Raw genomic sequence first — 21,727 nt, 5'->3', positions numbered from 1 at the left:
GGCCGTGGCTCAGTGGTGGACGGCGGCGTGCCGGCCGCTGGGGGCGCCGGAGGCGACCACGGTTCCGCGGGCGGTGTCACGGCGCTCCAGGGCAGCCGAGAGGACGGCGAGGACCAGCGCGGCCGCCGCGAGGACGGCACCGACCCAGTTGGGGGCCGTGTAGCCGAAGCCGGCCGAGATCACCAGGCCGCCGAGCCAGGCGGAGAGCGCGTTGCCCAGGTTGAAGGCGCCGATGTTCACGGCCGAGGCGAGCGTGGGCGCGCCGTGCGCCTGGTCCAGGACGCGCTTCTGCAGCGGCGGGACGGTGGCGAAGCCGAGGGCGCCGATGAGGGCGATGGTCACGGCGGCCGCGATCTTGTTGTGGGCGGTCAGCGTGAACAGGGCGAGGACGAGGGCCAGGGCGCCCAGCGAGACGTACAGCATCGGCATCAGGGCGCGGTCGGCGAACCTGCCGCCGATGAGGTTGCCGCCGACCATGCCGATGCCGAACAGGACCAGCAGCCAGGTGACCGAGCCGTCGGCGAAGCCGGCGACGTGGGTCATCATCGGCGCGATGTAGGTGATGGCCGCGAAGACACCGCCGAAACCGAGGACGGTCATCGCCATGGCGAGCAGGACCTGGGCGTTCTTGAAGGCGGCCAGCTCGTGCCGCAGGTGCACGCCCTCGGGGCGGGGCAGCTCGGGCACCAGCTTGGCGATGCCGGCGAGGCCGACCACGCCGAGCGCGGCGACGATCGCGAAGGTGACGCGCCAGCCGACGTGCTGGCCCACCAGGGTGCCCAGCGGGACACCGACGACATTGGCGACGGTCAGGCCGGTGAACATCATGGCGATGGCGCCGGCCTTCTTCTGCGGCGCGACCAGCTCGGCCGCCACGACCGAGCCGATGCCGAAGAAGGCTCCGTGGGCGAGCGAGGCGACCACGCGGCCGATCAGCATGACCGCGAAGGCGGGGGCCAGCGCGGACAGCAGGTTGCCCGCGATGAAGAGGCCCATCAGCACCATCAGCATCCGCTTGCGCGGGATCTTGGTGCCGAGCACGGTCATCAGCGGGGCGCCGATGACCACACCGAGCGCGTAGCCGGTCACCAGCAGGCCGGCCGTGGGGATGGAGACCCCGAAATCACCCGCGACCTCGGGCAGCAAGCCCATGATCACGAACTCGGTGGTCCCGATTCCGAAGGCCCCGATCGCGAGGGCCAGAAGCGCGAGAGGCATGTGGGGGTACACCTTCCCAAACGGTTGCAGGAGCGCTTTGCGTGCCACCACGATAATTGCAGACGCGGGCTAAATGCAAGGGCGGGCTATCACGGAAGTGGTCTACTCTTGAGGAAGCCGCTCCGGGACGGAGGAACACGCCAATGACAGCGACGGACCCCGCGCTCACCGCCCTCGCTCAGGGCTGGTGCGCCCTCTCTGCGCTGCACGGGAAGATCGAGGCGCACATCGAGCGCGCCCTGCAGGCGCAGCACGACCTCAGCGTGCGCGAGTACTCACTGCTCGACGTACTGAGCCGGCAGCACGACGGCGAGGGCGGGCATCTCCAGATGAAGCAGGTCGCCGACGCGGTCGTGCTCAGCCAGAGCGCCACCACCCGTCTGGTGACCCGCCTGGAGGACCGCGGCCTGCTGGAGCGCTACCTGTGCCCCACCGACCGGCGTGGCATCTACACCAACGTCACCGAGCAGGGCCTGCGGCTGCTGGAGAAGGCACGGCCCACCAATGACGCCGCCCTGCGCGAGGCGCTGGACAAGGCATCGGAGAACCCCGAACTGGCCCCACTGGTCAAGGTCGTGGAGTCGCTGAACGTGCCCGCGTAGGGTGCGGGCATGGGAGATCTTGAGATACGGGCGGCGACCGCCGACGACCTTCCGGCGATCATCGCCATGCTCGCCGACGACCCGCTGGGCGCGCAGCGGGAGTCGCCCGACGATCCCGCGCCGTACCAGGCGGCGCTGAAGCGGCTGGAGGCGGACCCGAACCAGCATCTCGTCGTCGCCGTGCGCGACGGCCGGGTGATCGGGACCCTCCAGCTCACCACCATCCCCGGGCTTTCCCACCGGGGCGCGACACGAGCGCTCATCGAGGCCGTGCGCATCCACGCCGACGAGCGCGGCAGCGGGCTGGGCACCGAACTGATCCAGTGGGCCATCGACACGGCCCGGCGGCTCGGCTGCCGGATGGTGCAGTTGACGTCCGACAAGGCCCGTACCGACGCCCACCGCTTCTACGAGCGGCTCGGCTTCACCGCCTCGCACGAGGGCTTCAAGCTTCGCCTCTGACGGCTTCACCCCGCTGAGATCAGGACGAAGGGGGCTCGCGTTTCACGTGAAACGCGAGCCCCCTTGCACCCACCGCCGGACCAGTCGACGGATCAGGAGAGGCCCCGCCAGCCCTCCGGGTCCACACCACCGGGCACCGGCGCCTCGGGGTCGTACGGCTGCCGGGTGAACACGAACGAGCCGAGGTCGAGGTGGCTCAGCGACCCGTCCGGCCGGCGCACGGGCCGCAGCAGCTCACCGGCGTAGTAGTCCTCCAGCCCCGTCCAGGTGCCGTCCCCGTTCGAGCGGAAACGGGAGCTGCGACCGCCGCCGGTCAGAGGAGCGAGCGAGAGCAGACCATCGGCCGTCACCCGCAGCCCGAAGGCACCGGTCCCCCAGTACCACTGTCCGGCCAGTTCCAGAACCGCCGGGTCGACCTCCCGCAGCGGGCGCCAGGGCTCGGGGATCCGCGGCTCCGCCTCGGCGACGATCCGCACGAGATCGGCGCCCACCGTCCCCAGCGACGGCCCGCTGGTGCAGTTGGTGAGCACCACCGCGGCCAGATCGTCCTCCACGCTGATGGTGAGGTTGGCCAGGAAGCCGGGCAGCGAGCCGGAGTGGCCGACCAGCAGTCGCCCGTCGCGGGTGGTGAGCTGCATCCCGAGGCCGTAGCTGGCCCCGTCCACCACATCGGGGGCCTCGGCCGGCGCCGCCGGGGTCCGCATCTCCAGCACCGACTCCGCGCTCAGCACCCGCTCGTCGCCATGGGCCAGGAAGACAGCGAACCGCGCCAGGTCCCCCGTGGTCGACCACAGCTGGCCGGCGGACGCCATCCGGCCCAGGTCCTCCGCCGGCTCCGGCAGCAGCGCGTCGGCCCACGGATGCACCGCCCAGCCGCCCGCGTGCGGGGCCTGCGGCCGGGGACTGGTGCGGTGCAGGCCGAGCGGTTCGAGGATCTCCCGGCGCAGCACCTCTTCCCAGGGGGCGCCGCGCAGCTCCTCCACCAGCGCGCCGAGCAGCGTGTAGCCGGTGTTGGAGTAGTGGTGCAGCCGCCCCGCGGGGTGCAGCAGGGGCTGCTCGCCGAGTACATCGCCCAGCTCGGGCCGGAGCGAGCCCGGGGTCCGCTCCCACCAGGGGCCGGGGGACTCGGCCGCCACCCCGGCCGTGTGCGCGAGCAGTTGGGCGATCGTGGCCTGCCCCACGGCGGTACCCGGCAGATGCTTGTCCAACGGATCACCGAGGTCGAGCACACCCTCGTCGCGCAGCCGCATCACCAGTACGGCCGTGAAGGTCTTGGTGATGGACCCGATCCGGTACTGCACGTTCTCGTCCGGCGCGTGCCCCTCCACCGAGCTGCGCGCCCCGTGCCACACGGTTTGCCCGTCCCGCACCACGGCGGCGACCAGCGACGGTGTCCGTCCCTCGCGCTGGGCGACGGCGATCCTGTGCAGCAATGCGCGCTGCGTCCCCGGGAGCAGCGCGTCCTGTGAAGTCGTCATCCCCCCAGTCCATCCGCTGGAACGCCGAGCGTCGAATTCATTTCGGCGCGGGCGCAGCGGAGAAGGGCCACGGGGTCCGGTCAGGTCTGGGCCATGTCCACGAAGCGCGAGTAGTGGCCCTGGAAGGCGACCGTGATGGTGGCCGTGGGACCGTTACGGTGCTTGGCGACGATCAGGTCGGCCTCGCCCGCGCGCGGGGACTCCTTCTCGTAGGCGTCTTCGCGGTGCAGCAGGATGACCATGTCGGCGTCCTGCTCGATCGAGCCGGACTCACGCAGGTCGGAGACCATCGGCTTCTTGTCGGTGCGCTGCTCGGGACCACGGTTGAGCTGGGACAGCGCGATGACCGGGATCTCCAGCTCCTTGGCGAGCAGCTTGAGGTTACGGGACATGTCCGAGACCTCCTGCTGACGGCTCTCGGCGCGCTTGGAGCCGCCGGACTGCATCAGCTGGAGATAGTCGATGACGACCAGCTTCAGGTCGTTGCGCTGCTTGAGCCGGCGGCACTTGGCCCGGATCTCCATCATCGACAGGTTCGGGGAGTCGTCGATGTAGAGCGGGGCGGCCGAGACGTCCGGCATGCGGCGGGCGAGCCGGGTCCAGTCCTCGTCGGTCATCGTGCCGGAGCGCATGTGGTGCAGGGCGACCCGGGCCTCGGCGGACAGCAGACGCATCGCGATCTCGTTGCGCCCCATTTCGAGCGAGAAGATGACGCTCGGCAGGTTGTGCTTGATGGCCGCGGCCCGCGCGAAGTCCAGGGCGAGCGTCGACTTGCCCATGGCGGGACGGGCCGCGATGACGATCATCTGACCGGGGTGCAGACCGTTGGTGAGCGAGTCGAAGTCGGTGAAGCCGGTCGGCACACCCGTCATCTCGCCGCTGCGCGAGCCGATCGCCTCGATCTCGTCGAGGGCGCCCTCCATGATGTCGCCCAGCGGCAGATAGTCCTCACTGGTGCGCTGCTCGGTGACGGCGTAGATCTCGGCCTGGGCGCTGTTGACGATCTCGTCCACGTCGCCGTCGGCCGCGTATCCCATCTGGGTGATGCGCGTTCCGGCCTCGACCAGCCGGCGCAGGACGGCGCGCTCGTGGACGATCTCCGCGTAGTACTCGGCGTTGGCCGCCGTCGGCACGGTCTGCACCAGACTGTGCAGGTACGCGGCGCCGCCGACCTTGTTGATCTCGCCGCGCTTGGTGAGCTCCGCGGCGATGGTGATCGGGTCGGCCGGCTCGCCCTTGGCGTAGACGTCCAGGATCGCCTGGTAGATCGTCTCGTGCGCGGGCTTGTAGAAGTCGTGGCCCTTGAGGATCTCCACGACGTCGGCGATGGCGTCCTTGGACAGCAGCATGCCGCCCAGCACCGACTGCTCGGCGTCGAGGTCCTGCGGGGGCACCCGCTCGAAGGAGGAACCGCCGCCGTCCCAGGAAGCGTTGTCCCGGCCCCGGTCGTGCTGCTCGTCACGACCCCGGCCGCCGTCGGGACGCCGACGGGAAGCCGGCAGACGATCACTGGGCCCGCTGTCCGCCCACGGATCGTCCAAGGGCTCGGAAATGCTCACCGAGCCACCTCCTCCCGTCCGCGCGGCGGACCTCGCCGTGTCCTCTGTTGTACGGCACGACACTGACAAATCGAGAGGCCCGACTCCGCTTCTGGCACGTCGGTTTTATGCCGTTTCCCGGGCCTCGGAGGGAACGTCTTCCGGGGCCGGGAGAAGGAGCGGGCGCCGGACAACGGTAGGCCCGTCGGCACCGTCAGCCAATCTGGTTATCCACAGGCCATGTGGACGACCGGCCCGATGCTGTGGAGAACTCGCCGAAACCTGTGCACGACCCGGTGGACAGCCCTGTGAACAAGCCCTCGCCCTCATCCGCGACACCTCTCTGACCTGCGGGTTCGAGATCCACGGGCTGTGCAGAAGAAAAAGTTTCCCGGTCGGGCCAAGATCGCTTCGAACGGTGCGCGAAACGACGGCGGCCGAGATCGTCAGTAAGGGGCACTCTTCGATTGCATCTCTTACCTGTGGACGATTAGATTAGCGCTCATGACTCAGGCTCCCGAGATCCCCGAGGCCACCCGGCGGCGGCACGACCGAGAGATCGTCGCGCTGGCCGTCCCGGCCTTCGGCGCACTCGTCGCCGAGCCCCTCTTCGTCATGGTGGACAGCGCGATCGTCGGCCATCTCGGCACCGCACAGCTCGCCGGTCTCGGCGTCGCCTCCGCACTGCTGACCACCGCCGTGAGCGTGTTCGTCTTCCTCGCCTACGCCACCACTGCCGCCGTGGCCCGCCGCACGGGCGCGGGCGATCTCCGCGGCGCCATCCGCCAGGGCATGGACGGCATCTGGCTGGCGCTGCTGCTCGGGTGCGCCGTCATCGCCGTCGTCCTTCCCCTGGCCCCCGGCATCGTGGACCTCTTCGGCGCCTCATCCACGGCCGCCCCCTACGCCACGACATATCTGCGCATCTCCTCCCTGGGCATCCCGGCCATGCTCATGGTGCTCGCCGCCACCGGCGTGCTGCGCGGCCTCCAGGACACCAGGACCCCGCTCTATGTCGCCGTCGCCGGTTTCATCGCCAACGCCGTCCTCAACGCGAGCCTGGTCTACGGCGCCGGACTCGGCATCGCCGGCTCGGCCTGGGGCACGGTCGTCGCGCAGTGCGGGATGGCGGCCGTCTATCTGACCGTGGTCGTGCGCGGCGCCCGTCGGCACGGAGCCTCCCTCCGCCCGGACGCGGCCGGCATCCGCGCCTCCGCACAGGCCGGCGTACCCCTGCTGGTCCGCACCCTGTCGCTGCGCGCCATCCTCATGATCGCCACCGCGGTCGCGGCCCGGCTCGGGGATGCCGACATCGCCGCCCACCAGATCGTCCTGTCCCTGTGGAACCTGCTCGCCTTCGCGCTCGACGCGATCGCCATCGCGGGGCAGGCCATCATCGGCCGCTACCTCGGGGCGGGCGATGCCCAGGGTGCTCGTGACGCCTGCCGGCGAATGGTCTGTTGGGGCATCGCGACCGGTGTCGTCCTCGGGCTGCTCGTGGTCGCCGCGCGTCCGCTCTTCCTCCCGCTGTTCACCGGTGACGCGGTGGTCAAGGACGCGGCGCTGCCCGCTCTGCTGATGGTGGCGCTGTCACAGCCCATCTGCGGAATCGTCTTCGTCCTGGACGGAGTCCTGATGGGCGCGGGCGACGGGCCCTATCTGGCCTGGGCCATGCTGCTGACCCTGGCGGTGTTCGTGCCGGTCGCCCTGCTCCTCCCGACGCTCGGTGGCGGACTGACCGCGCTGTGGGCCGCGATGACGCTGATGATGACCACCCGCATGGCGACCCTGTGGTGGCGCAGCCGCTCGGGCCGCTGGATCGTGACGGGCGCGACCCGCTGACCGTTTCACGTGAAACATCACGCTCCGTCCGAGGGCTGCACACAAAATGGCCGCGGACAAAGAAAGAGGGGCCGTACCCGCGACGGGTACGGCCCCTCTCTCAGCTGCTCAGACCGAGCACGGCGGTCAGCCCGCGACGACCTCGATGTTGACCTTGGCGGCCACCTCGGGGTGCAGACGCACGGACGTCTCGTGGGCGCCCAGGGTCTTGATCGGAGCGGACAGCTCCACACGGCGCTTGTCGACCTCGGGGCCACCGGAAGCCTTGATCGCGGACGCGATGTCGGCCGGGGTGACGGAACCGAAGAGACGGCCGGAGTCGCCGGAGCGAACGGCCAGGCGGACCTTCACGCCCTCGAGCTGGGCCTTGATCTGGTTGGCCTGCTCGATGGTCTGGATCTCGTGGATCTTGCGAGCACGACGGATCTGCTCGACGTCCTTCTCGCCGCCCTTGGTCCAGCGGATAGCGAACTTCCGCGGGATCAGGTAGTTGCGAGCGTAGCCGTCCTTGACGTCGACGACGTCGCCGGCGGCACCGAGGCCGGACACCTCGTGGGTGAGGATGATCTTCATGAGTCGGTCACCCTTCCCTTAGCGCGCGGTGGACGTGTAGGGCAGCAGCGCCATCTCACGGCTGTTCTTCACAGCCGTGGCGACGTCACGCTGGTGCTGGGTGCAGTTGCCGGTCACGCGGCGGGCACGGATCTTGCCGCGGTCGGAAATGAACTTCCGCAGCATGTTCGTGTCCTTGTAGTCCACGTACGTGACCTTGTCCTTGCAGAAAGCGCAGACCTTCTTCTTCGGCTTGCGCACAGGCGGCTTCGCCATGGTGTTTCTCCTGTGTGATCAAGAAGTGTGGATACGAGCCCTAGAAGGGAGGCTCGTCCGAGTAGCCGCCACCGCCGCCGGAGCCACCGCCCCAGCCGCCGCCACCCTGGTTGCCACCGGCGGGAGCGCCGGTCGCCCACGGGTCGTCAGCCGGAGCGCCGCCGCCCTGCTGGCCGCCACCGGGGCCGCCGCCCCAGCCGCCGCCACCCTGGCCGCCACCGCCGCCGTAACCGCCCTGGCCACCGCGACCGCCGCCGCCGGAGGTCTTGGTGACCTTGGCCGTGGCATTGCGCAGGCTGGGGCCGACCTCGTCGACGTCCAGCTCGTAGACCGTGCGCTTGACGCCCTCACGGTCCTCGTAGGACCGCTGCTTCAGCCGGCCCTGCACGATCACGCGCATGCCTCGCTGGAGCGACTCGGCGACGTTCTCCGCCGCCTGGCGCCAGACCGAGCAGGTCAGGAAGAGGCTCTCGCCGTCCTTCCACTCGTTGGTCTGACGGTCGAAAGTGCGGGGAGTGGACGCGACGCGGAACTTCGCGACCGCCGCACCGGACGGGGTGAAGCGCAGCTCGGGGTCGTCGACAAGATTGCCGATGACCGTGATGACGGTCTCGCCTGCCATGGGGGAACCTCTCGGCGGGTTTGCTGCTGGCTGCTTGCTGCTACTCGAATCCCGGGATCAGCCGAGCGAAAGCTCAGTGGGTCTCGGGACGGAGGACCTTGGTCCGGAGGACCGACTCGTTCAGGTTCATCTGCCGGTCGAGCTCCTTGACGACCGCAGGCTCGGCCTGCAGGTCGATGACCGAGTAGATGCCCTCGGGCTTCTTCTTGATCTCGTAGGCGAGACGACGACGGCCCCAGGTGTCGACCTTCTCCACCTTGCCGCCGCCATCACGGACGACGGACATGAAGTTCTCGATCAGCGGGGAGACCGCACGCTCCTCGAGATCGGGGTCGAGGATGACCATCACCTCGTAGTGACGCATGTGGAACCCACCTCCTTTGGACTCAGCGGCCACGGTCGTTCCGTGGCAGGAGGGTCGTAATGCGTTCGCAACGGTATCGGCCGCCACTGACAATCAGGGTTTTCCACTGACGATCGTGTGACGATCACGGGCCGGGAGGATTCCCCGCCACGGATGCGGGCAGACACCGGTGCAGACGGTACAGACTACCCGCACACCCGCTTCCGGTTGAAATCCGGCCGGGAGGGCCGTCAATCTGTACGCGTCGGGTGTGTACGGCGCTACGATGCGCCGCCTTCCGCAGGAGGTGCCCCATGGCACAGGCTTTGCAGCCGAACACCGCCGGATCCCTCTTCGCCAGCGACGGCAAGACCCACCCACTCCCGGACATCCTGATGGCCGTGACGCTGGTCCTGGGCCTGCTGTCCTTCATCACCGCGTTCTTCCCCGGCCTGCACCTGCTCACGTCCTGGGCCGGCCTGGTGGGCATCCTCACCGGCGCGTACGGGCAGTGGGTCTCGGTGACCACCCGCGAGCGCTTCGGGCTCGTCCTGGGTCTCGGCGCCTCCGGGATCGGCCTGCTGATCGGCATGTCGAACGGCGGCCTGTTCGGCGGGCTGTTCTGACCCGGCCCCTTGCGGGCGGCCCCTTCTGAGCCGTCCGCCCGGTCGGGGCGCTCACCCGGGCAGTAGGCTTCGGCGCGAGAGCCGGAGCCCCTGTACCCATGGGGACACACCAGCCCGAGGAGCGCCCCGACATGAGCCTGACCCTGAGGACCATCAGCCGCGAGCAACATCTGGCCTACATCCAGAGCCTGCCGTCGGCGAGTCACATGCAGGTCCCGGCCTGGGCAGACGTGAAGGCGGAATGGCGCTCGGAGAACCTCGGCTGGTTCGACGAGCGCACCGGCCAGCTGGTCGGCGTGGGCCTGGTCCTCTACCGCCAGCTGCCCAAGATCAAGCGCTACCTCGCCTACCTGCCCGAGGGCCCGGTCATCAACTGGTACGCGCCGAACCTGGACGACTGGATCCAGCCGATGCTGGCGCACCTGAAGCAGCAGGGCGCCTTCTCCGTGAAGATGGGCCCGCCGGTGATCATCCGGCGCTGGAACGCCGAGACGATCAAGAAGGGCATCCAGGATCAGGACGTCAAGCGCCTGCGCGACCTGGAGGCCGACTTCATCGAGCCGCGCGCCTTCGAGGTGGCCGACAAGCTGCGCCGCATGGGCTGGCAGCAGGGCGAGGACGGCGGCGCCGGCTTCGGCGACGTGCAGCCCCGCTACGTCTACCAGGTGCCGCTGGCGAACCGTTCCCTGGAAGAGGTCCACAAGAACTTCAACCAGCTGTGGCGACGCAACATCAAGAAGGCCGAGAAGGCCGGCGTCGAGGTCGTCCAGGGCGGTTACCAGGACCTCGCCGAGTGGCAGCGGCTGTACGAGATCACGGCCGTGCGCGACCACTTCCGGCCCCGGCCGCTGTCGTACTTCCAGCGCATGTGGACGGCCCTCAACACCGAGGACCCCAACCGCATGCGGCTGTACTTCGCCCGGCACAACGGCGTGAACCTCTCCGCGGCGACGATGCTGATCGTCGGCGGCCACGTCTGGTACTCCTACGGCGCCTCCGACAACATCGGCCGCGAGGTCCGGCCCTCGAACGCGATGCAGTGGCGGATGCTGCGCGACGCCTACGCGCTCGGCGCCACCGTCTACGACCTGCGCGGCATCTCCGACTCCCTGGACGAGTCCGACCACCTGTTCGGCCTGATCCAGTTCAAGGTCGGCACGGGCGGCCAGGCCGCGGAGTACCTCGGCGAATGGGACTTCCCGCTGAACAAGCTGCTCCACAAGGCGCTCGACATCTACATGTCGCGCCGCTGAGCAGCCGACGTTTGATTCCATAGGGTTCACAGCACTCACACCCCCGATACACCTCAGCCACGAGAAAGGGTCCGGGTCCGGCCATGGCGCTCACGCTCTACGTCGACACCGCGCGCTGGCGGGCGCACCACAAGCATGTGCAGGAGCAGTTCCCGGGTCTGGTCCCGGTCTGCAAGGGCAATGGCTACGGCTTCGGGCACGAACGGCTGTCGGAAGAGGCCACCCGGCTCGGCTCGGACCTGCTCGCCGTCGGCACGACGTACGAGGCCGCGCGCATCAAGGATTTCTTCAGCGGTGACCTGCTGGTGCTGACGCCCTACCGACGTGGCGAGGAGCCCGTGCCGCTGCCCGACCGGGTCGTGCGCTCGGTCTCCTCGATCGACGGCGTGTACGGCCTGGTGGGGGCCCGGGTCGTCATCGAGGTGATGTCCTCGATGAAGCGGCACGGCATCAGCGAGCAGGACCTGCCGCAGCTGCACCAGGCCATAGAGAACGTCCGCCTGGAGGGCTTCGCCATCCATCTGCCGCTGGACCGCACGGACGGCTCGGACGCCGTCGAGGAGGTCATCGGCTGGATGGACCGGCTGCGCGCGGCCCGGCTGCCGCTGCACACGATGTTCGTCAGCCACCTCAAGGCCGACGAACTGGCCCGGCTCCAGCAGCAGTTCCCGCAGACCCGGTTCCGCGCCCGCATCGGCACGCGGCTGTGGCTGGGGGACCACGAGGCGACCGAGTACCGCGGTGCCGTCCTGGACGTCACGCGGGTGGCCAAGGGCGACCGGTTCGGCTACCGGCAGCAGAAGGCCGCCTCCGACGGCTTCCTGGTGGTCGTGGCGGGCGGTACGTCGCACGGGGTGGGCCTGGAGGCCCCGAAGGCCCTGCACGGCGTCATGCCGCGCGCCAAGGGCGTCGCCCGCGCCGGTCTCGCCACGGTCAACCGGAACCTCTCCCCGTTCGTCTGGGACGGCAAGCAGCGCTGGTTCGCCGAGCCGCCGCACATGCAGGTGTCGATCCTGTTCGTCCCCTCGGACGCCGCGGAGCCCAAGGTCGGCGACGAGCTGGTGGCCCATCTGCGGCACACCACCACGCAGTTCGACCGCATCGTGGACCGCTGAGGCCCCAGTTCGACGAGAAGGCCGTACACGGAGCACCGTGTACGGCCTTCTGCATGCCCTGGGGAGACGTTCGCTCAGAGCGAACCGCCCTGCTGGGGTGCCGAGTCCGGCCTGCCCCAGTCCACCTGCGGCGCCTCGTGACGGGTGGCGTGCCGGGGCGGGCGGGCCGCCGCGCCCAGGACGAAGACGTCGTCCGCCCCGTCGAGCACGCCGCCCGAGGGGTCGTCGTCCCCGGACCGGCGCACCACGTCCCGTTCCGGCGTCAGGATGTCGCGGACGACGACGGCGCACAGGTACAGCGTGCCCAGCAGGTGCAGCGCGATCGCCCAGTGGTAGCCGTGCGTCGGCAGGCCCTTGTGGGCGTCTCCGCTGGTCGTGTACGCGAGGTACATCCAGATGCCGAGGAAGTACGCCACCTCGCACGCCTGCCAGATCAGGAAGTCCCGCCACTTGGGCCGGGCGAGGGCCGCCAGCGGCACCAGCCACAGCACGTACTGCGGCGAGTAGACCTTGTTGGTGAGGACGAAGACCGCGACGATCAGGAAGGCCAGCTGGGCGAAGCGCGGCCGGCGGGGTGCGGTGAAGGTGAGCACGGCGATGCCGAGGGCGCACAGCAGCACCAGCACCGTCGCCGCCGTGTTCACGAAGCCGGTGCCGGGCGGGTTGCTGGAGTTCTGGGACCAGATCAGCCAGAAGGAGCCGAAGTCGACGCCCCGGTCCTGGCTGAACGTGTAGAACTTCGACCAGCCCGGGAAGGCGAACAGCATCACCGGCAGGTTCACCACCAGCCAGGCGACCACCGCTCCTGCCACGGCCTGCCCGTACTCCCGCCATTTGCCGGCCCGCCAGCACAGCACGAGCAGGGGGCCGAGCAGGAAGACGGGATAGAGCTTGGCGGCCGTGGCGAGCCCCAGGAGGACGCCGAAGGCGACCGGGCGACGACGGGCCCACATCAGCATCGCGGCGGCCGTCAGCGCCACCGCCAGCAGGTCCCAGTTGATGGTGGCGGTCAGCGCGGCGGCGGGCGCCAGGGCGACCAGCAGGCCGTCCCAGGGGCGCCGCCGGTGGGTGCGGGCCACGCAGACGGCGAGGACGGCCGTGCAGACCATCAGCATGGCGGCGTTGACGAACCAGTACCACTGCTCCTGGTCCTGGATGCTGCCGCCGTGCGGGGTCAGCCAGGAGGCCACCTGCATGAACACCCCGGTCAGGACCGGGTATTCGAGGTAGCCCATGCCGCCGGAGAGGTCGTCCGGGAGCTTGTCGAAATAGGGCACGAGGTGGTCGGCGAAGCCACGGCCCTGGTAGAGGTGCGGGATGTCCGAGTAGCAGGCCTTCGTGTACTGGGAGCTCGCGCCGAAGAACCAGGCGCTGTGATAGCACGGCGCCTTCTGGACCAGGCCGAGGGCGAACATGCCGATCGCCACCAGTGCGACGACCCGCACGGGCGTCCACCAGGAGGTCCTCAGCCGGGCATAGCGGCCGATGGGGCCGCCGATCAGCTCACTGCCGGCCGCCGCGACCTCGTCCTCCCTGGTCGGCCGCACCGGCTCCGATGGGGCGGACCGCTCCGGCTCGGGCTCGCGCACGCCCGCGGGTGTCGTCTCTGCACTGGGCATGGGGCACATCCTGCCGTACCCGTCCGGGAAAACGCGGAGGGCCGCCGCACCTCGCGGGTGCGGCGGCCCTTGTTTCACGTGAAACGCACACGGCGGCCGGTATGACCGCCGATCGGCCGGACGACCGGGTCAGCCTGTCGGGTTCCCCCAGAAGCCTCCCGGACCGGTGCCCCGGTTGTCCCCATTGGGGTCGGTGGCCGACGTCGAGGGCGACGGACCGCCGCCCCCGCCGGGACCGCCCCCGCCGGGACCGCCGTTGCCCCCGCCGTTGCCGTTGTTGCCACCGTTGCCGTTGCCGCCGTCGTTGCAGCCGAAGAAGCCACAGGACTGGCTGGTCGACGGGCTCGGGGAGGGCCCGCTGTCGCTCGGCGACGGGCTCGTGCTCGGGCTGGAGGACGGGCTCTGCGTGACCGACGGGGTCGGCGTCGGGGTCGGCTCGGGGTTGACCACCGTGCCGATGGGCTGGGGCGCCGGGAAGGTCAGCGCCGGCTGGCCCTGGAGCGCCTCGGCCATGTAGTCGTGCCAGATCTCCGCCGGGAACGAGGCACCGTGGATCTTCTTCTGGCCGCCCGTTCCGTACATCTCCAGGAACGTCCGCTGCTTGTTGTTCGCGTTGTCGTCCAGGCGGAACATGCTGATCGCGGTGGACAGCTGCGGGGTGTAGCCGACGAACCAGGCCGACTTGTTGCCGTCGGTGGTACCGGTCTTGCCCGCCACCTCGCGTCCGGGCAGCCGGGCGCTGGTACCCGTGCCCTTGTCGACCACGGTCCGCAGGACGTCGGTGACGTTGTTCGCCACGTTCGGGTCGAAGGCGTCCTTCGGCGCCGCCTTGTGCGTGAAGACGACCCCGTCCTTGTTCTCGACCCTGTCGACCGAGTACGGATCGTTCTGCTTGCCGCTGGCGGCGAAGGTGCCGTAGGCCCCGGCCATGCGGATGGCGCTCGGGTCGGAGGTGCCGATCGAGAAGGACGGGTAGTTGGCGCTGGCCAGGCTGCTCTCCAGCACGCCCGCGTCGAGCGCGGACTGCTTCACCTTGTCCAGGCCCACGTCCATGCCGAGCTGCACATAGGCGGAGTTCACCGAGAACTGCATCGCCTCACGGAGGTCGATCTTGTAGTCCGGCGGGTTGCCGACGTTGTCATCGCCGTCGTTGGTCTGGAGCCACTCCTTGCCGTCCTTGTCGGTCCAGACCGTGTGGTCGTACTTCTCGATCTTGAGCTTGTTCTTGCCGCTGTACAGGCTCTTGGGGGAGGCGATCGTGCGCTGGTCGGGCCCTTGGTTCTCCGGGCCGTGCGGGTCGCGGACACCCCACTTCATCGCGGCCGCGAGCACGAAGGGCTTGAAGGTCGAGCCCACCTGGGCACCGGTCGAGTCGGCGTTATCGGTGAAGTGCTTGGTCGCGTCCTCACCGCCGTAGATGGCCTTGATGGCGCCCGACGTCGGGTCGACCGAGGCACCGCCGAACTGGACGTAGGTGTCCGTGTCCGGGCGCTGCTTGGGCTTGATGTTGGCGTCCCGGACGCGCTTGACGGCGGCTTCCAGCGCGTTGACCTTCTTCTTGTCGAAGGTCGTGTAGATCCGGTAGCCGCCCTTCTGCAGATCGTCAGCGGTGACGTGGGTCTTGTCGCTGTTGTTGATCAGGTAGGACTTGGCGAGGTCGACCAGGTAACCGATCTGCCCGCTGAGCCGGCTGTTGGACCGCGGGTTCTGCCAGTGCGGCAGCGTGCGGTACTTGGCGCGCTCGGCGGGGCTGAGATGGCCGTACTTGACCATCTTGTCGAGGGTGTCCTGCATCTGCCCCAGGGCGCGCTTCTGGTTGGCCTGCGCCGTGGCGTTGGGGTCGAGGGACGTCGCGCCCGCCGGGTCGTAGTAGGTGGCACCCTTCAGCATCGCCGCCAGGAAGGCGCACTGACCCGGGTTGAGGTCCTTGGCGTCGACGTTGAAGTAGGCGCGGGAGGCCGCCTGGATGCCGTAGGCGCCGCGGCCGAAGTACGCCGAGTTCAGGTATCCGGCCATGATCTTCGGCTTGGGCACGGTGGCGCCCACCTTGATCGCGACGAAGATCTCCTTGAACTTGCGGGAGAGGGTCTGCGACTGGTCGTCCAGCATGGCGTTCTTCACGTACTGCTGGGTGATCGTCGAACCGCCCTGGGTCTGACCGCCCCGGGCCATGTTGAAGATCGCGCGACCGATGCCCGCCGGGTCGACACCGCTGTCGGTCTCAAAGGTCTTGTTCTCCTGGGAGATGACGGCGTAGCGCATCTCCCGGGGGATGTCCTCGTAGTTGATGATCTGGCGGTTGGTCTCACCGCCGGTGGCGACCATCACCGATTTGTCGGACCAGTAGTAGACGTTGTTCTGCGCCGTCGCCGTCTTGGCCACGTCCGGGACGCTCACCATCGCGTACCCGATGCCGGCCACGGCCACCAGGCAGCCGACGAAACCGATGAACATGCCCGACACGAGCTTCCAGGAGGGCACCCAGCGGCGCCATCCGTACTTGTCCACGCGGGGATAGTCGATGAACCGCTTCTTGCCGGGCGGTGCCGTACGTCCCCGGCCCCGTCCAGGGCCGGTGGGACCGCCCGGACCACCGCGGCGGCCCCCGGGATCGGCCCTGCGGCGCCCGCCCCCGTTTCTCTGGGCGGCGCGCCGGGCCTCGGCGCGGCCGCCGAGCGGCCGCTCCGCGTCTCCCGGAGAGTCGGCAGGCGATCCGCTGGCGCCTCGCGGTGCCGCGCGGCGGCCGGGGGACGAGCCTGACTGGCCACGTCGGGCCGCGGCACGTCCGCCTCCCTGCGGCTGCGGCGGTTTGCGACGGTGCTCGCTCATCGAACGATTACTCCTCGGGCAGGCGCACCCGTGCGCGCCTGGAACGGCGGCTGGTTTCCGGTCCCCCCGGCGTACGGATGCGGTCGGTCGCGCATTCACCCGTACTGCACCGGGGACGACGACGCTCCCCAGGCGTCGCATGGTTCCCGGTGGTCTGCATGCCGCACAGACTACGCACCGCCAAAACCAGCCGAGCCCCGAAGTTCACCGCAAACCAGGCAAGTTGCCTCCTACGAATCGGTTATGTGATCCCGTTCACCACCGCCCCCCTTGTCCCGTGCGATACGCCGTTCTATCGTCGGGATGTATCGAGTCGATACATCAGCGCGAGATAAAGACGCGTTGAGAGGCACGGAGAGACCCGCGGAGGACCCGCGGGCCGAGAGGAGGCGACGATGAGCCGGCGTTCCGGCATCCTTGAGTTCGCCGTGCTCGGCCTGCTGCGCGAGTCCCCCATGCACGGCTACGAGCTGCGTAAACGACTCAACACGTCCCTGGGTGTGTTCCGTGCGTTCAGCTACGGAACCCTGTATCCCTGCCTCAAGACGCTGGTCGCCAACGGCTGGTTGACCGAGGAGCCCGGCAACACCCACGAGGACGCCCTCGCCGCTCCCCTCGCCGGACGCCGCGCCAAGATCGTCTATCGATTGACGGCGGAAGGTAAGGAGCACTTCGAGGACCTGCTCTCGCAGACCGGTCCCGACGCGTACGAGGACGAGCACTTCGCCGCACGGTTCGCCTTCTTCGGGCAGACCTCGCGCGATGTGCGCATGCGCGTGCTGGAGGGCCGGCGCAGCCGCCTGGAGGAGCGCCTGGAGAAGATGCGCGCCTCCCTGGCTCGTACGCGGGAGCGGCTGGACGACTACACACTTGAGCTCCAGCGCCACGGGATGGAGTCCGTGGAGCGCGAAGTGCGCTGGCTGAACGAGCTCATCGAGAGCGAGCGAGCCGGACGGGACCTGAGGGGTTCCGCGTCCGGGGGGTCCGCTCAACAGGACACCACCACTGGATCGACGGGCGGCCTGCCCCGGCCGGGGGACACCTCCCGGACGGATACGCCCGACGACACCGCCACGTGAGTCCCAGTCAGGGCCTCACTCGTACACACAGGGAGCAACCGGAATGGGTTCGGTTCGCGTAGCCATCGTCGGCGTGGGCAACTGCGCCGCGTCGCTGGTGCAGGGAGTCGAGTACTACAAGGACGCCGACCCGGCGGCCAAGGTCCCCGGTCTGATGCACGTGCAGTTCGGTGACTACCACGTGCGTGACATCGAGTTCGTGGCCGCGTTCGACGTGGACGCCAAGAAGGTCGGCCTCGACCTGGCGGACGCCATCGGCGCCTCCGAGAACAACACCATCAAGATCTGCGACGTGCCGAACACCGGCATCACCGTGCAGCGCGGCCACACCCTCGACGGCCTCGGCAAGTACTACCGCGCCACCATCGAGGAGTCGGACGCCGAGCCGGTCGACGTCGTCCAGATCCTGAAGGACAAGCAGGTCGACGTCCTGGTCTGCTACCTGCCGGTCGGCTCCGAGGACGCGGCGAAGTTCTACGCCCAGTGCGCCATCGACGCCAAGGTCGCCTTCGTCAACGCCCTTCCGGTCTTCATCGCCGGCACCAAGGAGTGGGCGGACAAGTTCACCGAGGCCGGTGTGCCGATCGTCGGTGACGACATCAAGTCCCAGGTCGGCGCCACCATCACGCACCGCGTCATGGCCAAGCTGTTCGAGGACCGCGGTGTCATCCTGGACCGCACGATGCAGCTGAACGTCGGCGGCAACATGGACTTCAAGAACATGCTCGAGCGTGAGCGCCTCGAGTCCAAGAAGATCTCCAAGACGCAGGCCGTCACCTCCCAGATCCCCGACCGGGACCTCGGCGAGAAGAACGTCCACATCGGCCCGTCCGACTACGTGGCCTGGCTGGACGACCGCAAGTGGGCGTACGTCCGCCTCGAGGGCCGCGCCTTCGGTGACGTTCCGCTGAACCTGGAGTACAAGCTCGAGGTCTGGGACTCCCCGAACTCCGCCGGTGTCATCATCGACGCCCTGCGTGCCGCGAAGATCGCGAAGGACCGGGGCATCGGTGGTCCCGTCCTCTCCGCGTCCTCCTACTTCATGAAGTCCCCGCCGGTCCAGTACTTCGACGACGAGGCCCGCGAGAACGTCGAGAAGTTCATCCGCGGCGAGGTCGAGCGCTAACTCGGCCCGGCGCGGCGCGCCGGGCGGCGCGTGACGCGACGCGCCCCGGCGTGGAACCGCTCGCACAAAAATCGCTCCTGCCAGGGCTGTGAAGGTCCCCGGGTCCCGACCCGGGGACCTTCCGCATATGTGAGGCTGAGCCCCATGCCCGTCGTCCGTGACCTGCGCGTCCTGTTGCGCCTGCGGTACTTCCGGCGCCTGCTGTACGTCCGTCTGCTGTCCCAGGGCGCCGACGGGGTCTACCAGGTCGCGCTCGCCGCCTATGTCGTCTTCTCCCCGGAGAAGCAGACCTCGCCCGCCGCGATCGCCTCGGCGATGGCGGTGCTGCTGCTCCCCTATTCACTCGTCGGTCCCTTCGCGGGCGTCCTGCTGGACCGCTGGCGGCGCCGCCAGGTGTTCGTCCACGGCAATCTGCTGCGCGCGCTGCTGGCCGTCGCGACCGCCGTACTGATGGCGGGCCAGGTACCGGCCTGGCTCTTCTACGCCTCAGCGCTGTGTGTCACGGCCGTCAACCGCTTCATCCTCGCCGGACTGTCCGCGGCCCTGCCCCGGGTGGTCGACACCGAGCGACTGGTGATCGCCAACTCACTGTCCCCGACGGCCGGCACGCTCGCCGCGACCGTCGGCGGCGGACTCGCCTTCGCGGTACGGCTGCTGTCCTCGGGGTCCGACGCCGCGGTGGTGCTGCTGGGTGCCTTTCTCTACCTGTGCGCGGCGGCCGTCTCCCTGAGCATGGCCCCCTCCCTCCTCGGTCCCGACCGGCGACAGCTGCAACCGCATCTGATGACCGCGCTCGCCGACACGGCACGCGATCTGCTCGCGGCCATGAGGCATCTGGCCACCCGGGGGCGCAGGGACGCGGCCTGGGCGCTGGGCTCGATGACGCTGATGCGCTTCTGCTACGGCGCGCTCCTCGTCCTGCTGCTCATGCTGTGCCGCTACTCGCTCGCGGCGACGCCCGAGGAGGGACTGCGGCTGCTCGGCCTGGCCCTGGCCCTGTCCGGTGCGGGATTCTTCGCGGCGGCCGTGGTGACGCCCTGGGCGGCGGGACGGCTGGGACCGATCCGCTGGATCGTGGTGTGCTCGGCGTCGGCCGCGCTGCTGGAACCCGCGCTGGGCCTGCCCTTCGCGACCGCCCCGCTGCTCGTCGCGGTGTTCGTGCTGGGGCTGATCACCCAGGGAGCCAAGATCGCCACCGACACCATCGTCCAGGCCGGCGTGGACGACGGTTTCCGGGGCCGGGTCTTCTCGGTCTACGACGTGCTCTTCAATGTGGCCTTCGTCGGTGCCGCCGGTGTGGCCGCCCTGATACTCCCGCCGGACGGCCGATCACCGGCACTGGTCGCCCTGGTGGCCGTGATCTACGCGGCCGTGGCCGTCTTCCTGGGGTACTTCGAGCGACTGCGCGGGGCGGGGACACGGAAAGAGGGCCGATGTTTCACGTGAAACATCGGCCCTCGGCACGGCCCGCCCGGCGGATGTTTCACGTGAAACACCGGCCGGGCCCTCCGCTCAGTCCTGCCCGGCCCACCACTCCTTGAGTGCGGCCACCGCGGCGTCGTGCTCCATCGGACCGTTCTCCAGCCGCAGCTCCAGCAGGTGCTTGTACGCCTTGCCGATCACCGGGCCCGGGCCGACGCCCAGGATCTCCATGATCTGGTTGCCGTCGAGGTCCGGGCGGATCGCGTCCAGCTCCTCCTGCTCCTGCAACTGCGCGATGCGGTCCTCCAGGCCGTCATAGGCCCGGGACAGCGCGGCCGCCTTCCGCTTGTTGCGGGTGGTGCAGTCGGAGCGGGTCAGCTTGTGCAGGCGCTCCAGCAGGGGGCCCGCGTCACGGACGTAGCGGCGGACCGCCGAGTCCGTCCACTCCCCGGTGCCATAGCCGTGGAAGCGCAGATGCAGCTCGACCAGCCGCGAGACGTCCTTCACCAGCTCGTTGGAGTACTTCAGGGCGGTCATGCGCTTCTTGGTCATCTTGGCGCCGACCACCTCGTGGTGGTGGAAGGAGACCCGCCCGTCCTTCTCGAAGCGGCGCGTGCGCGGCTTGCCGATGTCGTGCAGCAGCGCGGCCAGCCGCAGCGTGAGGTCGGGGCCGTTCTCCTCCAGCGCGATCGCCTGCTCCAGGACGATCAGGGTGTGCTCGTAGACGTCCTTGTGCCGGTGGTGCTCGTCACGCTCCAGGCGCAGCGCCGGCAGCTCGGGCAGCACATGACCGGCGAGCCCGCTGTCGACGAGCAGGGTCAGCCCCTTGCGCGGGTGCTCGGAGAGGATCAGCTTGTTCAGCTCGTCCCGGACCCGTTCCGCCGAGACGATCTCGATGCGTCCCGCCATGTCCGTCATGGCGGAGACGACCTCGGGGGCGACCTCGAAGTCCAGCTGGGCGGCGAAGCGGGCGGCGCGCATCATCCGCAGCGGGTCGTCCGAGAAGGAGTCCTCCGGGGTGCCCGGCGTCCGCAGCACCCGTGCCGCGAGGTCGCCCAGGCCACCGTGCGGATCGATGAACTCCTTCGCCGGCAGCGCCACGGCCATCGCGTTGACCGTGAAGTCCCGGCGGACCAGATCCTCCTCGATGGAGTCGCCGTAGGACACCTCGGGCTTGCGCGAGGTGCGGTCGTACGCCTCCGACCGGTAGGTGGTGACCTCGATCTGATAGCCGTCCTTCTGGGCGCCGACGGTGCCGAAGGCGATCCCCACCTCCCAGACGGCGTCCGCCCAGGGCCGGACGATCTTCAATACGTCCTCGGGGCGGGCGTCGGTGGTGAAGTCCAGATCGTTGCCGAGCCGGCCGAGCAGTGCGTCGCGCACCGACCCGCCGACCAGGGCGAGGGAGAACCCGGCCTCCTGGAATCGGCGGGCGAGATCGTCGGCGACCGGCGCCACCCGCAGCAGCTCGGTGACCGCGCGCTGCTGCGCCTGGCTCAGGGCGGAGGGAGTGTCTTCGTTGGGGTTCGGCACAACAGAAGAGGGTACGTGCCTCGGGCCCTCCAGGGCTCCCCCATAAGGTCCGGGACGACCCCCCGGCGCGGGGTGCGGACAGCTCCCGGCATACCCGCGCAAGCACTGCTCTTGCGGCGTACGCCTCCTCTCCCCTCGATACTGGATATAGAGGACGGGTCGCCGCCGCTTGGCGATCTTGTGACGGAGACC

At 69.4% G+C, this 21,727-nt stretch carries 19 protein-coding genes; 9 read left to right on the top strand and 10 right to left on the bottom strand.

All coding sequences use genetic code 11. The annotated features are described in order from the left end of the window. Nucleotides 1–9 precede the first annotated feature (9 nt). Complete coding sequence (locus BLW85_RS20100; protein WP_074992775.1) at nucleotides 10–1,218, bottom strand: MFS transporter; 1,209 nt, start codon at nucleotides 1,216–1,218, stop codon at nucleotides 10–12. A 143-nt stretch (nucleotides 1,219–1,361) separates the two neighbouring features. On the opposite strand from BLW85_RS20100, the gene BLW85_RS20095 reads away from it, so the two are divergent. Then, nucleotides 1,362–1,820: a MarR family winged helix-turn-helix transcriptional regulator gene (locus tag BLW85_RS20095; protein WP_070028824.1), complete on the top strand. Its 459-nt coding sequence runs from the start codon at nucleotides 1,362–1,364 to the stop codon at nucleotides 1,818–1,820. A 9-nt stretch (nucleotides 1,821–1,829) separates the two neighbouring features. Further along, on the top strand, nucleotides 1,830–2,282 hold the full coding sequence (locus BLW85_RS20090; RefSeq protein WP_074992774.1) for a GNAT family N-acetyltransferase: 453 nt from the start codon (nucleotides 1,830–1,832) through the stop codon (nucleotides 2,280–2,282). Nucleotides 2,283–2,374: 92 nt separating this feature from the next. Here BLW85_RS20090 and BLW85_RS20085 read toward each other — a convergent pair whose 3' ends face one another. Continuing rightward, complete coding sequence (locus BLW85_RS20085; RefSeq protein WP_074992773.1) at nucleotides 2,375–3,760, bottom strand: serine hydrolase domain-containing protein; 1,386 nt, start codon at nucleotides 3,758–3,760, stop codon at nucleotides 2,375–2,377. Nucleotides 3,761–3,840: 80 nt separating this feature from the next. Continuing rightward, the gene (dnaB, locus tag BLW85_RS20080; RefSeq protein ID WP_070028827.1) at nucleotides 3,841–5,319 is read right to left on the bottom strand and encodes a replicative DNA helicase; all 1,479 of its coding nucleotides are present in this window, start codon (nucleotides 5,317–5,319) and stop codon (nucleotides 3,841–3,843) included. Between the two features lie 483 nt (nucleotides 5,320–5,802). Between dnaB and BLW85_RS20075 the strand changes: the two genes are divergently transcribed. Further along, the gene (locus BLW85_RS20075; RefSeq protein WP_074992772.1) at nucleotides 5,803–7,140 is read left to right on the top strand and encodes an MATE family efflux transporter; all 1,338 of its coding nucleotides are present in this window, start codon (nucleotides 5,803–5,805) and stop codon (nucleotides 7,138–7,140) included. A 126-nt stretch (nucleotides 7,141–7,266) separates the two neighbouring features. On the opposite strand, the gene rplI is transcribed toward BLW85_RS20075, so the two are convergent. The 4 genes from rplI to rpsF all read right to left on the bottom strand — a co-directional run bounded on the left by rplI (nucleotide 7,267) and on the right by rpsF (nucleotide 8,954). Beyond that, on the bottom strand, nucleotides 7,267–7,713 hold the full coding sequence (gene rplI / locus BLW85_RS20070; RefSeq protein ID WP_070028829.1) for a 50S ribosomal protein L9: 447 nt from the start codon (nucleotides 7,711–7,713) through the stop codon (nucleotides 7,267–7,269). Between the two features lie 18 nt (nucleotides 7,714–7,731). Beyond that, nucleotides 7,732–7,968 carry a 30S ribosomal protein S18 gene (gene rpsR, locus BLW85_RS20065; protein ID WP_003949403.1) on the bottom strand — a complete coding sequence of 79 codons (237 nt, stop codon included), beginning with the start codon at nucleotides 7,966–7,968 and terminating at the stop codon, nucleotides 7,732–7,734. A 40-nt stretch (nucleotides 7,969–8,008) separates the two neighbouring features. Then, nucleotides 8,009–8,590 carry a single-stranded DNA-binding protein gene (locus BLW85_RS20060; protein ID WP_070028830.1) on the bottom strand — a complete coding sequence of 194 codons (582 nt, stop codon included), beginning with the start codon at nucleotides 8,588–8,590 and terminating at the stop codon, nucleotides 8,009–8,011. Between the two features lie 73 nt (nucleotides 8,591–8,663). Further along, nucleotides 8,664–8,954, bottom strand: a complete 291-nt coding sequence (gene rpsF, locus BLW85_RS20055) for a 30S ribosomal protein S6 (RefSeq protein ID WP_070028831.1) — start codon at nucleotides 8,952–8,954, stop codon at nucleotides 8,664–8,666. A gap of 293 nt (nucleotides 8,955–9,247) precedes the next feature. Here rpsF and BLW85_RS20050 point away from each other — a divergent pair, with 293 nt between their 5' ends. From BLW85_RS20050 to BLW85_RS20040, 3 genes are all read left to right on the top strand, one after another. Then, entirely contained in the window at nucleotides 9,248–9,559 is a 312-nt protein-coding gene (locus tag BLW85_RS20050; RefSeq protein ID WP_070028832.1) for a hypothetical protein, read from the top strand. Nucleotides 9,560–9,690: 131 nt separating this feature from the next. Beyond that, nucleotides 9,691–10,812, top strand: a complete 1,122-nt coding sequence (gene femX, locus BLW85_RS20045; protein ID WP_070028833.1) for a peptidoglycan bridge formation glycyltransferase FemX — start codon at nucleotides 9,691–9,693, stop codon at nucleotides 10,810–10,812. A gap of 83 nt (nucleotides 10,813–10,895) precedes the next feature. Beyond that, the gene (locus BLW85_RS20040) at nucleotides 10,896–11,927 is read left to right on the top strand and encodes an alanine racemase (protein WP_070028834.1); all 1,032 of its coding nucleotides are present in this window, start codon (nucleotides 10,896–10,898) and stop codon (nucleotides 11,925–11,927) included. 74 nt (nucleotides 11,928–12,001) lie between these two features. Here the strand turns inward: BLW85_RS20040 and BLW85_RS20035 are convergent, their stop codons facing one another. Together BLW85_RS20035 and BLW85_RS20030 are read right to left on the bottom strand one after the other, a co-directional pair. Further along, nucleotides 12,002–13,546 carry a glycosyltransferase family 87 protein gene (locus BLW85_RS20035; RefSeq protein ID WP_208624870.1) on the bottom strand — a complete coding sequence of 515 codons (1,545 nt, stop codon included), beginning with the start codon at nucleotides 13,544–13,546 and terminating at the stop codon, nucleotides 12,002–12,004. Nucleotides 13,547–13,675: 129 nt separating this feature from the next. After that, nucleotides 13,676–16,375: a transglycosylase domain-containing protein gene (locus BLW85_RS20030; protein WP_074992770.1), complete on the bottom strand. Its 2,700-nt coding sequence runs from the start codon at nucleotides 16,373–16,375 to the stop codon at nucleotides 13,676–13,678. 395 nt (nucleotides 16,376–16,770) lie between these two features. On the opposite strand from BLW85_RS20030, the gene BLW85_RS20025 reads away from it, so the two are divergent. From BLW85_RS20025 to BLW85_RS20015, 3 genes are all read left to right on the top strand, one after another. Then, the gene (locus BLW85_RS20025; RefSeq protein WP_070028836.1) at nucleotides 16,771–17,454 is read left to right on the top strand and encodes a PadR family transcriptional regulator; all 684 of its coding nucleotides are present in this window, start codon (nucleotides 16,771–16,773) and stop codon (nucleotides 17,452–17,454) included. 43 nt (nucleotides 17,455–17,497) lie between these two features. Further along, a complete protein-coding gene (locus BLW85_RS20020) occupies nucleotides 17,498–18,580 on the top strand; it encodes an inositol-3-phosphate synthase (RefSeq protein WP_070028837.1) in 1,083 nt (360 codons plus the stop codon). A gap of 144 nt (nucleotides 18,581–18,724) precedes the next feature. Beyond that, nucleotides 18,725–20,026: an MFS transporter gene (locus BLW85_RS20015; RefSeq protein WP_074992769.1), complete on the top strand. Its 1,302-nt coding sequence runs from the start codon at nucleotides 18,725–18,727 to the stop codon at nucleotides 20,024–20,026. 66 nt (nucleotides 20,027–20,092) lie between these two features. Here the strand turns inward: BLW85_RS20015 and BLW85_RS20010 are convergent, their stop codons facing one another. Then, complete coding sequence (locus tag BLW85_RS20010) at nucleotides 20,093–21,535, bottom strand: CCA tRNA nucleotidyltransferase (RefSeq protein ID WP_074992768.1); 1,443 nt, start codon at nucleotides 21,533–21,535, stop codon at nucleotides 20,093–20,095. Between the last annotated feature and the right edge of the window lie 192 nt (nucleotides 21,536–21,727).

Origin of the sequence: Streptomyces misionensis, assembly GCF_900104815.1 — a bacterium.
Classification (GTDB): Bacteria; Actinomycetota; Actinomycetes; order Streptomycetales; family Streptomycetaceae; genus Streptomyces; species Streptomyces misionensis.
This window is presented reverse-complemented; position numbering and strand designations above follow the sequence as displayed.